We start from the raw sequence: 14,695 nt of genomic DNA on the forward strand, positions 1-14,695 counted from the left end.
GTCCGCCGGGCGCAATCATGGCTAAAATCGGGCAGGGCGCCTTGCGCCTTGCGCCTTGCTCGATTCTTTGTGTGGCCCCATTTACGCCCTCACCGTCGGGGCACCTCCGAGGAGGAAATTAAGAAATTCTCGCCACATTAATGCTTTTTTGCGAACCCACACGGATGCTGGCGCAAGGGCGATGGTTGCGATAAAACTATCGCGAGTATTGGCTTTGCTGGCAATGGACGGGCTAGGCGCATGAACGATGTCTGGGGAAACACGGATGGGGCGCGGCAGGGTGCTGCGGTCGGTCTGCTGTCGCGGCTTGCAGTGACAGCGGCTCTGACCCTGTCGGTCGCGGCGTGTTCATCGGTGGATTCGCTCAATCCGTTCAATTTGTTTGGCGGTGAAAAATACGAAACCAAGATCGTGCCGGACGTGCCGGCGGACGATCTTTACAATCAGGCCCTCGCCCGGCTGCAATCCAAGGATTATGACGGCGCGGCCAAGAAATTCACCGAACTGGAAAAGCAATATCCTTATTCGCAATGGCAAAGGAAGGCGGTCTTGATGGCCACCTTTAGCCAATATCAAAATGGCAGTTACGACGACGCCATTGCCTCGGCGAAACGCTATATTGGGCTGTTTCCCTCCTCGCCGGACACGCCCTATGCCTATTATCTTGAAGGCATGTCCTACTACAATCAGATTCCCGACATAAGCCGCGATCAGGAACGGGCGGCCAAGGCCGCCGAAATATTCAGTCAGCTTATCGAGAAATATCCGAAGTCCGAATACGTCGAGGATGCCCGCTATAAGCTTCAAGTGGCCCGCGATCAGCTCGCCGGAAAAGAGATGCTCATCGGACGTTATTATCTCAACCAGAATAATTATGCCGCGGCGATCAATCGGTTTCGCGAAGTCCTTTTTAAATACCAGACAACCCGGCATGCCGAAGAAGCTTTGATGCGGCTGACCGAGGCCTATATGTCTCTGGGTATTACCAACGAAGCTCAGACCGCTGCCGCCGTTCTGGGCCATAATTTCCCGGACTCGATCTGGTACAAGGACGCCTATTCGCTGTTGCAGAAGGGCGGGCTGGAGCCAAACGAGGACCATGGCTCGTGGATTTCGAAGGCATTCCACAAAATGGGCCTTGGCTAGAGAGCTTCGGCCAACGGTCTTGGTCGTGGAATAAGGCTATCGGGGCCTTTACGAACATTGGATGGCGGCGTTTAGTCGGAGTGCTTTTCTGCAACCCTAGAACATGACAGAGTTCTGGCCGCGCCATTTCCGGGCGCACCGGGGAGCACATCAACCCCATGCTCGTCCAACTGTCCATTCGTGACATCGTTCTGATCGACAAGCTCGATCTCGAATTCGACCGGGGCCTCACAATTTTGACCGGCGAGACCGGGGCAGGTAAATCGATTTTACTCGATGCGTTTTCGCTGGCGCTCGGCGCCCGGGGCGACGGCGGTCTGGTTCGTCACGGCGCGGCCCAAGGTGAGGTCAGCGCTGTCTTCGAGCTTGCGGCGGACCATGCCGCGATTTCGGCCGCGAGAGCGCAGGACATCGAATCGGACGGCACACTCATTTTGCGACGTTTGCAATTGGCCGACGGCCGCAGCCGCGCCTTCGTCAATGATCGACGGGTGACCCTGCAAGCGCTGTGCGCGATCACCCGCGAATTGGTCGAAATCCATGGGCAGCACGACGACCGGGCGTTCGTCAATCCGGCGATCCATCGACAATTGGTCGACGCCTATGGGGGCTTGAGTTCCGAACTCTCTGAAGTGCGCGCCGCCTTTGCGCTTGTGCGCGATATCAGCTCGCAGCGCCAGCGGGAACAGGCGCGGATAGAGAAAGTGCGTGCGGATGCCGACTATCTGCGGCACGCCTTCGCCGAACTTACCAAGCTTGGGGTGCAGCCGGGGGAAGAAACCGAGCTTGCCGAGCGCCGATCCACCATGATGCAGGCGGAAAAGGTCGTTGGTGAACTCCGGGATGTTCATGGCACGGTCATCGGCGAAGCTTCGCCGATGCCGGCCCTGTCGGCGGCGCTGCGCCGGCTTGAACGGCGACAGTCTCAGGCCCCCGGTCTCATCGCACCCGCCGCCGAGGCGCTCGAAGCGGCGCTCGGGGCTCTCGATCTTGCCGGACAAGCGCTCGAGCAGGCCTTGCGGGATGCGGATTTCGATCCGCGCGAATTGGAGCAGACCGAAGAGAGATTGTTCGCCTTGCGCGCCGCCGGGCGCAAATTCGCGGTTCCCGTTGATGAGCTTCCGCTCCTTGTCGAAAAATTCGCCGCCGAACTGGCCGAACTCGATGCCGGAGAAGCAAGGCTTCTGCAATTGACGCGGGACCTCGAAGCCGCGCAAAGCGCCTATGCCTCCGCGGCGCGCCTGATGTCGAAGGCCCGCGCCAAAGCAGCCAAAGCGCTTGAGGCCGCCGTCAACGCGGAATTAGGCCCCTTAAAACTCGACGGCGCACGATTTACGACCCAAATTCGCATGGAATCCGAAGGGCCCGACGGAATCGATCAGGTCGAGTTCTGGGTGCAAACCAACCCCGGCACAAAGCCGGGTCCTTTGATGAAGATCGCCTCGGGCGGCGAACTCGCGCGTTTCATGCTGGCCTTGAAAGTCGTCCTGGCCGATCGGGGGTCGGCTCCGACTCTCGTCTTCGACGAAATCGACACCGGGGTAGGCGGTGCGGTGGCCGACGCGATTGGCCAGCGGCTGGCAAGACTGGCGTCGCGGGTCCAGGTGCTCGCCGTGACCCATGCTCCGCAAGTTGCCGCGCGCGCGCTCGGCCATTTCCGCATCATCAAAGACGCGGCCGACCAGGGCCGCCGTGTCGCGACACGAGTCACGATTTTGCAACAGGACGCAAGGCGCGAAGAAATTGCCCGCATGCTGGCCGGTGCGACGATCACCGACGAGGCACGGGCGGCCGCCGCGCGCCTCCTGGAGAGTGCGCGATGACATCGGATCGCTGTTCGTTCGTGGTGAGAAGTCCTGGCCCGCGTCCGCGCCGGCAAACGCTGCGGACAAGGGCTGCATGATCACGGACCTATCCACCCGGGTCTATAATCATTCGTTCCGGATCGATCCGATCATCCGCACTTTGCTCGATACGGATTTCTACAAGCTCTTAATGCTGCAAATGATCTGGCGGCTTAAGCCTGAGACGCGGGTGACCTTCGGGCTCACGAACCGGTCGCCTTCGATCAAGCTCGCGGAAAATATTGACGAAAGCGAGCTTGTCGCTCAGCTCGATCATGCGCGGAGCCTGCGCTTTCAGAAGAACGAGCTGATTTGGCTCGCCGGCAACAGTTTTTACGGCAAGACCAAAATCTTCGAACCGGGCTTTATCGACTATCTCGCGTCGTTTCGGCTGCCCCCCTATCGACTTCACCGGCGTGACGGCGATTTTGAACTTTGCTTCGAAGGCCTTTGGCGGGAAACCACCATGTGGGAAATTCCCGCGCTGGCGATCTTGAACGAATTGCGGGCGCGTTCGGCCATGCGAAAAATGAGCCGTTTCGAACTCGACATTCTTTATGCGCGCGCCAAGGCGAAGTTGTGGGCCAAGGTCGAGAGATTACGGGTCTTGGCTCGCGAAGGACCGCTGCGGCTGTCGGACTTCGGGACTCGCCGGCGCCATGGTTTCTTGTGGCAGCGCTGGTGCGTGGAAGCGCTGCAGGAAGGGCTCCAGGAAAACTTCATCGGAACGTCCAATGTTAAGCTTGCCATGGACCTCGGTCTTGAGGCGATCGGCACCAATGCGCATGAATTGCCCATGGCCTATGCGGCGCTGGCCGACGATGACGTGGCGCTTCGTCATGCGCCTTTCCATGTTCTCGAGGATTGGGCCAAGCTCTATGAGGGCAATCTCCTCATTCTATTGCCCGATACATTCGGGACGACCAATTTTCTCGCCAGCGCGCCGGATTGGACCGCCGATTGGACCGGCGCGCGGCCGGATTCAAAGCCGCCGATCGAAGCGGCGGAGGAATTGATCGCCTGGTGGAAACACAAGGGCCGAGATCCGACGACCAAGCTCATCATTCTTTCCGATGCCATGACCATCGACTCGATCGAGGCTTCGGTCCGCCATTTGCGCGGCCGGGCGCAGGTCTCGATCGGATGGGGAACCAACCTCACAAACGACTTTGCGGGCTGCGTACCCTATGGCGCGGGAGCCGATTTAGCACCGCCCTCCCTCGTCTGCAAAGTAACGGAAGTTGAAGGCCGTCCGGCGGTCAAACTTTCCGATAATCCGAGCAAGTTCTTGGGGCAAAGGGACGAGATCACGCGCTACGAGCGGGTGTTTGCCTATCGGCCCGGTTTGGCACGGCCCGCCTAGACCCAGCCGGCCGCAACCTCTTATTTTGTCCGTTCGAGCTCCACCTCCGCGCGAAGGCTTTCGAGATCGCGGCCGAGGGTAACGACAGCCAATTTCTTGCCGTCTTGAAAATAGCTGATCGCGCAGTCGCGGGCCTCAAGGCTTCCGTCAATTTCCAGCCTGTCCCATCGTTCGGCGTGGCCGACATAGGCAAGTGTAAGATCATATTGTTCGGTCCAGAAAAAGGGGACCGCCTCGAAAGCTTCCCGCGCGCCAAGGATATTGCGCGCGGCGGCTTGCCCTTGTCGCTCGGCGACAACGAAATGTTCGATGCGGATGCTTTGCCCGGTGTGTGGGTCGGGCCAGCGTGCAATGTCTCCCGCCGCGAAGACGCCGGGCACACTCGTCTCAAGATATTCGCTTACGGTTACTCCGCGGTCGGTCGCGAGCCCGGCCTGTTCAGCCAGTCCGATGCTCGGACGCACACCGACGCCGACAACGACGAGATCGGCCTCGAGCCGTTCTCCATTCTTCAGCGTGACGTCGTTTTTGGAGATGGACGTCACCGTGGTGCCGAGGTGGAATTTGACTCCATGCTCCTCATGCAATCGCCGAATGAATTTCCCGGCCTCCGCCCCCAGGACCCGCTCCATCGGAACAGCCTCGGGTGCAACGACTTCGACTTCGATATTTCGCGCCCTGAGGGAAGCTGCCACTTCGAGGCCGATAAAGCTCGCGCCAATCACCACAGCCCGCTTGGAATCCTGGATTTTGGCGATGATCGCGCGGCTGTCGGCGAGCGTGCGCAGATAACGGACATGCGCAAGATCGCCGCCTGGGATGTCGAGCCGAACCGGTTCGGCGCCGGTGGCGAGCAGCAACGCATCGTAAGCATATTCTCGTCCATCGGCGAGCCGCAGCCTCCGGTTTCCGGCATCGAGGGCGGTGACGCGCGCGCCGAGTTCCAGATTAATGTCATGCTCCTTGTAGAATTCCGGCGAGCGCAGCGGAATCCAGTCTTCTTCTGCCGAGCCCGCGAGAAAGCCTTTCGACAGGTTCGGGCGATCGTAAGGCCCGCAATCATCGGCGCTCAAGATCGTGATGATGCCGCGGTAGCCCCCTTTTCGGAGTGTTTCCGCTGCGGCATTGCCCGCGGCGCCGCCACCGACAATGGCGATCGCCTCGGGGAGGTGACCTTTCACCGGCGCCGAGCTGGATGCCGGGTGTTCAAGCTTTTCTCGAACAAAAATCCTGCCGCCTTGGCGCTCGACCCGCCAGCATGAGACCGGGTTCAGGGCAGGGGCCCGAAGCGCTTCGCCAGTGCGGAGGCTGAAACAGGCATGATGCCAAGGGCATCGCAAAGTGTCGCCGACCAGAAGCCCTTCGGCGAGAGGCGCTCCATAATGGGTGCAGACGGCTCCAATCGCGAACACCTCTTCCCCGAGGCGCGCCAATAACACGGGCTCGTCTTCGATATGTCCCGCGAGAATTGCGCCGTCGGCGAGATCCTCGTCTCCAATCCCCTCCCGAAAATCCGGACCCATTGAGTTGGCGGACTCCGCGCTCATGAACGGCTCCCTCGTTCGCTGCTTCGGGTTTGCAAGCCCGAAGCCGCACCCCCGGGCCATCTTTTGAGGTGATGGTTCCCCGAAGTTTAGACGTTCGCCGGGCTCAATGGTTCCATCGAGCCCGGCGCGGGACGCCCCGCGCAGGTTTCGCTTGCTGCGGACAAGTCAGGGATTTTGATGCGCGAGGGCACGAAAACTCAGAGCGCCAGGCCGTTTTGCGCGGCGAGTTGCCTGAGGTCGGCGATCGGCCGCGCCCCGATGTGCTGGATGATCTCCGCCGCGGCGAGGGCGCCGAGCCTCGCGCAGGTTTCAAGCGACTTGTTTTTGCTGAGTCCGGAAAGAAATCCGGCCGCGAAAAGATCGCCCGCGCCGGTTGTATCGACAACCCGCTCGACCGGGAAAGCAGGAACCGCGATCATTTCGTCGGGCGTTACAATCAGCGATCCCCGTTCGGATCGCGTGACGACCCCGAGGATGTTTTCTGCGCGCAATTGGGCCGCCGCGGTATCGAAATCGGCGGTCTGGTAAAGCGAGTGCAATTCGCTCTCATTGGCGAACAGGATTTGCACCGAGCCGGAGCGAATAAGGCCCAAGAATTCGTCCCGGTATCGGTCGACGCAGAAGGAATCGGAGAGTGTCAAAGCGACCTTGCGCCCAGCGGCTCGCGCGATTTTGGCGGCCTTGACGAAGGCTGCCTTGGCGGCGGGCGGATCCCACAAATAGCCTTCCAAATAGACGATGGAGGACTGCTTCACGAGGTCTTCCTCGACATCCGCTTCGGTCAAGTCCTGGCAGGCGCCCAAGAATGTGTTCATCGTTCGTTGACCGTCAGGTGTCACGAGAACGAGACAGCGGGCACTGGCCGCCCCATCCGCGGCGAAGCTGGTCGAAAACGCGACCTTGGCCGCACGGATGTCATGCGCGAAAGCCGAGCCTGCCGCATCGCCCTTCACTTTGCCTATGAAGGCGGCAGAACACCCAAGGCCCGCGGCGCCGATAATCGTATTGGCGGCGGATCCTCCCGACACGATCGTCGCAGGCCCCATCGCCTTATAAAGGGCCTCGGCGCGAGCTTCGTCGATCAAAGTCATGGCGCCTTTGGTCAATCCCTGCGCTGCCAGGAAATCGTCGTCGGTCGTGCTGATGACATCGACGATGGCGTTGCCGAGACCAAGGACGTCAAATTTTAGAGATGGCATAAGATTCCCCCAAAAGCGGCGAAGATTGGCAAACCGCTCTCACCTGCAACGAGGCGCGCAATCCGCGCTCGTTTGTATGCGGGTTCAAAATACCGACGCAAGGGGGAATAGGGGAGAAACGAGGCTCGGCTCGGGGAAGGGATGAGCCGAATGAGGCATGCGCCAGGAAATGGAACTTGCAAGTCGATAGAGCGACCGGAAACAGCGAAGCTCAACGCTGTTTCCCCGACCGCCAAGGGTCAATCCAAGACTCGAACTAGCGGCGGCGGTTGGCGCGCACCCGGACAGGCTGGACCGCAGAGCGCGGTTTATGGAAGACAAGGCCGAGGAGTCCGACAACCGCGACACCGAGCAAGGCAAGTTCCGACATAGGAGAACCTCCGATTTGGTCTCAAGGCCCATGCAACATCCAGGCCAATATCACGGCTCGGCGGCATATGATCTAAACCAGCTGTCCTTGGAAAGGTTCCAGCCGGCTTCAAAGCCCTTCGAACAAGGCCGTAGAAAGATAGCGCTCGGCAAAAGAGGGGATGATGAGCACGATATTTTTGCCTTCGAACTCCGGACGCAGGCCGACTTCCACCGCGGCGGCGACGGCGGCTCCCGACGATATTCCGACCGGGATGCCTTCCAAACGCGCAACCAGGCGCGCCGTGTCGAAGGATGTCTGATTGCCGACGGTCACAACCTCGTCAATCAACGACCGGTCCAGGATCGAGGGAATGAAACCCGCGCCGATCCCCTGGATCTTGTGAGGCCCAGGCTGGCCGCCCGAAAGCACAGGCGAATCTTCCGGTTCCACCGCGATGATCTTGAGGCTTGGCCGCCGAGGCTTCAAAACTTGCGCCACGCCGGTAATGGTCCCGCCGGTGCCGACGCCGGAGACGAACACATCGATTTCGCCCTGGGTATCGTTCCAGATTTCCTCGGCGGTCGTGAGGCGATGGATTTCCGGATTGGCGGGGTTTTCGAATTGTCTTGGGATAACCGCGCCGGGCGTCGATTCGGCAAGTTCCTGCGCCTTGGCGATCGCGCCTTTCATGCCCTGGGGCGCCGGGGTGAGGACCAGTTCGGCACCCAGCAGCGCCAACATCTTGCGGCGCTCAATCGACATGGATTCGGGCATCACCAGAATGAGCTTATATCCTCGCGCGGCCGCAACGAACGCCAGCGCGATGCCGGTATTGCCGGAGGTCGGCTCGATGAGCGTGGATTTGCCGGGAGAAATCTTGCCGGCGGCTTCCATGACCGTAATCATGTGGACGCCGATACGGTCCTTCACGCTTGCAATCGGGTTGAAGAATTCGAGCTTGGCGAGCAGGTTGGCCTTGACGCCCTTCGCCTCGGCGATTTTCTTCAACCGTACCAGCGGGGTCTCGCCGATCGTGTCGGTGATGGAGTCATAGATACGGCCGCGTCCCGGTTTCGGCGCGGCATCGGGGGTATGTGCATGCTTGGCGGCTGTTTGGGCCATGACCATTCCTCAAGATAGGAGGCTCGGGGATTATCCGAACCAAGTTCGATCGCATCCTCAGCCGTCGCGTGGAAGACCCCGACAAGGACCTTCCCGCGATCATAATCCAGTATCGCGATCAAGCAAGTGAGGAATTGGACGAGCTTTGATCGGAAACGCGGAGAAAACCCTTTAGCAATGGCTCTGAACAGGACCGCGATTCAGGCGCGATCCTGTCGTCTTTCACAGAGTCTCGACCAAAGTCCCGGGCTGACCTCGATTTAGTCACGCGGTTGCGGCACGATCCGAAGATAGGGCCGAGGCGCCTTCCAACCGTTTGGATATTTCTTCTTGGCGTCGTCATCCGAGACTGCCGGGACAATAATTACGTCCTCGCCAGCCTTCCAATTGACCGGTGTCGCGACTTGATGCTTCGAGGTGAGCTGAAGGGAATCGATCACCCGCAGCACTTCGTCGAAGTTGCGTCCGGTGCTCGCCGGATAGGTGAGCGTCAGTTTGATTTTCTTGTCCGGCCCGATCACGAACACCGAGCGTACAGTCAGCGTGTCGCTCGCGTTGGGATGGATCATGCCATAGAGATTGGCGACCTTGCGGTCCGGGTCGGCGATTAGGGGAAAATTGAGCGCGTAGCCTTGCGTCTCTTTGATGTCGTTCGCCCATTTCTCGTGGCTGTCGACGGGATCGACGCTAAGCCCCAAAACCTTGACATTGCGTTTGTCGAATTCGGGTTTCAGTTTTGCCGTGTATCCAAGCTCTGTCGTACAGACCGGCGTAAAGTTCTTTGGATGGGAGAACAGAACCACCCAGGAATCGCCGGCCCATTTATGAAAGCTGATGTGCCCCTCAGTCGTGTCGGCTTCGAAATCGGGAGCGGTATCGCCAAGTTGAAGTGTCATGTGAATTCTCCAGAACATTAACTGCGGTTCGGCGCCGGCAGTTTTTCTTGTACGTAGGAAGGTGTTGCACCCGGCGCGGAGTTTATGCGTCCGCGCCAGGGGTTAGAAGGTCTTTTTTCGACTCCCTATTCTCATGGCTTTCGTCGAAACTCCGGGAGACCCAAATTATGCGGCGCGGGCGAGACCGCCCACAGCTGCCAGGGCCTTATCAATATCGGCGATGATGTCGTCGATATGCTCAATGCCGATCGAGAGCCGCACATATCCCTCCGAGACACCGGTTGCGAGCTGCTCCTCGGCGGAGAGCTGAGAATGTGTCGTTGTGGCGGGATGAATGGCGAGGCTTCGCGAATCGCCAATATTGGCTACGTGATAAAAGAGCTCGAGGCTGTCGATAAACGTCCGGCCCGCGGCGGCTCCGCCGAGCAGTTCGAAGCCGACGAGACCCCCATAACCGCCCGAAAGATATTTGTCGGCGCGCTCGCGGGTTACGCCGGCCTGCAGCGAGGGGTAAATCACTTTCGTGACTTCCGGCCTCTTCAATAGATGCCGTGCGACCGCGTCGGCGTTTTTGGAATGGCGTTCGATCCGCAGAGCCAGCGTCTCAATGCCTTGCAAGATCAGGAAGGCATTGAAAGGAGCCAGCGGCGCGCCGAGATCTCGCAGCAGCGTGGTGCGTGCCTTGATAATATAGGCGACGGGACCCAGCGGCTTGACCGCCTCTGTCCAAATCGCGCCGTGATAGCTCGGATCGGGCGTATTCAGGGCTGGCTGGCGTTCTTTGTGTTGCTCCCAGTCGAAATTGCCGCCGTCGACAATCAGGCCGCCGATCGAATTGCCGTGGCCGCCAAGATATTTTGTTGCCGAATAGACGACGATCGCCGCGCCATGTTCGAGCGGACGGCACAGGATCGGCGAAGCCGTATTGTCGACAATAAGCGGAATGCCGAATTCGCGGCCAATGGCGGCCACTTCGGCGATCGGAAAGACATTAAGCTTCGGATTGGGCAGGGTTTCGGCGTAATAGGCGCGGGTGCGCGCGTCCGTCGCGCGGCGGAAAGCGGCAGGGTCGAGCGGATCGACGAAGCGAACTTCGATTCCCTGATCCTTGAGAGTGTTGGCGAAAAGATTCCACGTCCCGCCATAAAGATCGGTCGAACTTACGATGTTGTCGCCGACACGCGCGAGATTTTGCACGGAAAAGGCAGACGCGGCCTGGCCGGAGGCGAGCGCCAGCGCGGCAACGCCGCCTTCGAGCGCCGCAACCCTCTGTTCGAGAACATCCACGGTCGGATTCCCGATACGGGTGTAAATATTACCGAGTTCCTTCAATGCGAAGAGATCGGCCGCATGTTGGGTATCGCGGAACTGATAGGAAGTCGTTTGATAGATGGGAACGGCAACAGCCCCGGTCGTCGGATCGGCACGCCACCCGGCGTGCAGCGCAAGAGTTTCCGGATTTCTGGTCTTGGCTGTCATCGCCTTGTCTCCTCAATAATTTCACTTGAATCTAACGCGCGGCCGACGCGTTGCAAGAACGGTCGCGGCCTCGTCAGGGTGGGTGGCGGGTCAGATCGTGTAAGTGAAGGAATCATAAGCGAGTTGGCTTAGGATTTGATTCATGGTGCGGGCGGGTTCGGCGCAACCGGCGCTTCCCACCGCGCGGGCCGGAACTCCCGCCATCGTCGTGTTGGGCGGCACCGAATGCAGGACAACGGAGCCCGCGGCAATCCGCGAGCAAGCGCCGATTTCAATATTGCCGAGAATTTTCGCGCCGGCGCCGATCATCACCCCGCTCCTCACCTTCGGGTGCCGGTCGCCTCTTTCATTGCCGGTGCCTCCAAGCGTCACATTCTGCAGGATCGAAACATTGTCGTCGATGACGCTGGTCGCGCCGACGACAAGCCCCGTGGCATGATCGAGGAAGATGCCCCTGCCGAATTGAGCCGCCGGATTGATGTCGGTTTGAAACACGTCCGACGAACGGCTTTGCAAATAAAGTGCAAAGTCAGTGCGGTTATTGGTCCATAGCCAATGTGCGAGGCGGTGCGTTTGAATGGCATGAAACCCTTTGAAGAAAAGGAATGGCTCGATCAGCCGCTCACACGCCGGATCCCGATCAAGAACGGCCATAATATCAAACCGGAAGGCTTCGCCTATGGCCGGGTCGTTGGCGAGCGCTTGAGCAAACACGTCATGAATTAAATAGGCCGGGACGATCTCATTGCCGAGCCGTATTGAAATCCGGTGGGAGACCGCGTCCTCGAAGCTCGAACGGTTCAAGATCGAATTGACAAAAAGCGGCGCCATGACCGGTTCGCTCGAAAAGGCGTCTTCGGCCTCCTGGCGGAGCCGCGCCCAAAGCGCCGCGGAAGGGTCCAACGAAGCTTTTGAAGCTTGGTATTGATCGAGATGGGTGACCACTGACATTCGGTTATTCCGTCAGGCGCGATGGGTCCGCCGCGGAATCTGTCCCGCGTGGCCAAGATTATAGTTGATAAAATTAGTGGAGAAAAGAATTTTTGTGGGCGCGGCTCCGTTTGTCCGCGATGCGCTTCAGCGCTGCTCTACGGCGTCAAGCGCGGCAGATCGGCGGCGTGGCCTTTGAGGCAGGCCGCACCGCCCACGCCAGATCCTATGCGGCGCCGCGTTTATCCGCCATCGATCCAATCGGCTTCAAGAAGCTTCCCAATTGCTCGAAGCCGGCAATCTCGATTTTGGTGGCCTCCGGTCCCGGCGTGTCCAGGAATTTCTCTTCCTTGAACCGTTTGAAAATCGCGAAATGCAGATCGCTTCGGACCCGGAACATGGTTTCCACATCGCTGACGAAGGCGGTGAGTTCGAAATTGAGCGCACTCGCCGACATGGCCGCGAACAGCACTTGCGGGGCGGGAATCTTCAACACGAACTCATGCGCCTTCGCGACCGCGACAAGAACCTCGCGAACTTTTTCCGGATCCGCGCAGCCAGCAACGGTCAGCGGAATCACGAGCCTTCCGGTCCGGTCATTGCGCACAAGGTTTTTGACGACCCCGGTTACAAGGCTCGAATTCGGTATGATGACTTGCGAACGGTCGAAAGTCTCGATCTCCGTTGAACGGACATTGATCCGGCGGACAAAACCTTGGTCGGTGCCAACGACGATCCAGTCGCCGACCCGCACGGCGCGTTCCCACAAAAGAATAAGACCCGATACGAAATTATTGACGATCGATTGAAGGCCAAAACCGATACCGACCGACAAGGCACCCGCGACAATGGCGAGTTTTTCGAAATTGAGGCCCAGATAGCTCAGCGCCAGGCCGGTGGCGACCATGAAGCCGACATAGCCGAGACTCGTCCGGATCGAATTGCGGAGGCCAAGGTCGAACTTTAAACGCGGCAGCAGCTTGGAATCCATCCATTGCAGCACCGCATGAAAAATCGCGAAGGCGCCCGCAAAAATGCCAATGGCGATGATGATGCTGACCGGAGAAATCGTGATGTCGCCCACCTTGAAGCCAAAGAAGGCGGCGCGAAGATCAATCGGGACATCGCTGGATTGCAAGCCCCAAGGCGCCAAAACCAGGGCCGTGGCGACGACGAAAAGCGCCAGCCGCACAATGCCCGCGACCAGCACGCCGACAAGTTCCAGCGAGTTCCGTTGGAGGCCGATGCTGGTGACGAGCCGCTGGCCCAGGCGCGTGGTCGGGGTTAGGCCGCGACCGATCGCTTCGTCGACCAATATGATCGACATGTACAATATGCAGCCGACGGCACCGACCCAAAACAATTGATCGACCAGGAAGCTCGCAAAAGCGGCATAGCCGATCAGAACCGAGATGACGATGACGACGGCGACCGCCCAGATCGCGACGCGCAGGAGTCCGAACCAGTCGCGCTGACTGGCGACCTGCGGGCCAAGACAATCGTCGGCACTGATGGCACTGCCCCATCGCCATAACTCGATGCCGAGAACCAGCGCCGCGATGATCGCGGTGGACCCACGCATCGCGACGGCCAACGGCAAGGAAGCGCCGAGGATTTCATTGAGACTTTCAAACAGGCTCGTCATCGAGACAATGAACGCAAGTGCGATCGCCGCGCGAACAATGCCCGCCGCGACATCATCCGGGGCCTTCGGGAGTCGCCAATTGGGCCGGTTGGGGGCCAAAAGGCCGCGCGCTATTCCAATGGCCACGGCAATCCGAATGATCGATGTCCCGACCTCCTGGACGAATGGTTGCAACTGCGCATTGGAAAGGGCAAAGGCCTGGAAAATCAGGCCGATGACGAAAACGATCGCGACAGCGGGAACCGCGATGACCAAAGCAACCCACCACGCGCCGAGAATTTTGTGAAACTGGCTTGGTCCCACCACTTCGGGGTCGCGGACGAGGACGCGCCGCGAGAGCCACAGGAGCGGCAGACACAGCAAAACGATCAGGGCGGGGACGCCTAACAAGACCAGCGTCCGATACCCATCGAGGCGTTTGTTGAGGCCGGCGACCCATTCGCCGAAGATTGCTTTCGCGGCCGCGGCGTCCACGGGGGCTTCGCGCCCGACATTGGTCCAAAGGGTCGGATTGGCGATGCTCATGGCCCGCGCGAAAAGGGAGCGGGTAAATAGAGCGCGGCGCCGCGCGGTAATGTTGGCGCTGGTCTGATCGGCCTGTACCGCGAGAAGGCGGCCGCGTTTCAACAGTTCATCGGTGTCATTATAGAGCTTTTGATGGTCAGCTCGTGCGGCCGTGACCGCCGGGCTTTCGGGCGGCGCTTGGTCGTCCGGTTTGGGGCCGAGCTGATCGAGCTGGGTCTTGATGCTCTCGAGCAGGGGCCCCAGGCGGTCGAGCGCCCCGCTGAGGTCGGCCGAAATCGGATCGATCTGCTGGCGCAAGGACTGGAGGTCGACGTCCGTCAGATTCGGGGCTTCGAGGCTTTGTTCGATTTGTCGCAAACCAACGCTGAGCTTTTCCAGCTCCGGGCCGATCGGCGTTTGTTCCGGGAGGGGATCGGCGGGCGGCGGCGGAGCGGGGGGCCGGCAACCTCTAAGACTTGCCCGTCCGGCGCGGCTTGCTCTTGAACCGGCGGGGTTTTTTGCGCGGCCGGGGTAGAGCCCTGTTTCTGGACTTGCGCCGGTTTTGCCGAGGGTTCTGCCTTGACAGGCGTGCTGGCCGCCATTGAAAGCAGGGCTATAAAAGCGATCGGACAGGCAAAATATTTTAACAATGCTTCCCCCGGACTGAG

At 59.7% G+C, this 14,695-nt stretch carries 10 protein-coding genes; 3 read left to right on the top strand and 7 right to left on the bottom strand.

From position 1 onward, the window contains the following. Positions 1-240 precede the first annotated feature (240 nt). From CU048_11950 to CU048_11960, 3 genes are all read left to right on the top strand, one after another. On the top strand, positions 241-1,146 hold the full coding sequence (locus CU048_11950; protein ID QBR71864.1) for an outer membrane protein assembly factor BamD: 906 nt from the start codon (positions 241-243) through the stop codon (positions 1,144-1,146). Positions 1,147-1,304: 158 nt separating this feature from the next. After that, positions 1,305-2,969, top strand: coding sequence for a DNA repair protein RecN (gene recN / locus CU048_11955; protein QBR71865.1), 1,665 nt, complete (start codon positions 1,305-1,307; stop codon positions 2,967-2,969). Positions 2,970-3,045: 76 nt separating this feature from the next. Beyond that, the gene (locus tag CU048_11960; protein ID QBR72894.1) at positions 3,046-4,353 is read left to right on the top strand and encodes a nicotinate phosphoribosyltransferase; all 1,308 of its coding nucleotides are present in this window, start codon (positions 3,046-3,048) and stop codon (positions 4,351-4,353) included. A 20-nt stretch (positions 4,354-4,373) separates the two neighbouring features. On the opposite strand, the gene CU048_11965 is transcribed toward CU048_11960, so the two are convergent. The 7 genes from CU048_11965 to CU048_11995 all read right to left on the bottom strand — a co-directional run bounded on the left by CU048_11965 (position 4,374) and on the right by CU048_11995 (position 14,405). Further along, positions 4,374-5,900 carry a pyridine nucleotide-disulfide oxidoreductase gene (locus tag CU048_11965; protein QBR71866.1) on the bottom strand — a complete coding sequence of 509 codons (1,527 nt, stop codon included), beginning with the start codon at positions 5,898-5,900 and terminating at the stop codon, positions 4,374-4,376. Between the two features lie 197 nt (positions 5,901-6,097). Next, entirely contained in the window at positions 6,098-7,099 is a 1,002-nt protein-coding gene (locus CU048_11970; GenBank protein ID QBR71867.1) for an adenosine kinase, read from the bottom strand. Positions 7,100-7,577: 478 nt separating this feature from the next. Then, positions 7,578-8,573 (bottom strand): cysteine synthase A, encoded by a 996-nt coding sequence (cysK, locus tag CU048_11975; protein QBR72895.1) that lies wholly within the window; start codon positions 8,571-8,573, stop codon positions 7,578-7,580. Between the two features lie 260 nt (positions 8,574-8,833). Beyond that, positions 8,834-9,469: a peroxiredoxin gene (locus CU048_11980; protein ID QBR71868.1), complete on the bottom strand. Its 636-nt coding sequence runs from the start codon at positions 9,467-9,469 to the stop codon at positions 8,834-8,836. 165 nt (positions 9,470-9,634) lie between these two features. Further along, positions 9,635-10,948, bottom strand: coding sequence for an O-acetylhomoserine aminocarboxypropyltransferase (locus CU048_11985; GenBank protein QBR71869.1), 1,314 nt, complete (start codon positions 10,946-10,948; stop codon positions 9,635-9,637). Positions 10,949-11,038: 90 nt separating this feature from the next. Continuing rightward, positions 11,039-11,899, bottom strand: coding sequence for a serine O-acetyltransferase (gene cysE, locus CU048_11990; protein ID QBR71870.1), 861 nt, complete (start codon positions 11,897-11,899; stop codon positions 11,039-11,041). A gap of 205 nt (positions 11,900-12,104) precedes the next feature. After that, positions 12,105-14,405 (bottom strand): DUF3772 domain-containing protein, encoded by a 2,301-nt coding sequence (locus tag CU048_11995; protein ID QBR71871.1) that lies wholly within the window; start codon positions 14,403-14,405, stop codon positions 12,105-12,107. Positions 14,406-14,695: the final 290 nt, after the last annotated feature.

The sequence above is a fragment of the Beijerinckiaceae bacterium genome (genome assembly GCA_004564215.1).
Taxonomy (GTDB): Bacteria; Pseudomonadota; Alphaproteobacteria; order Rhizobiales; family Beijerinckiaceae; genus Methylocapsa.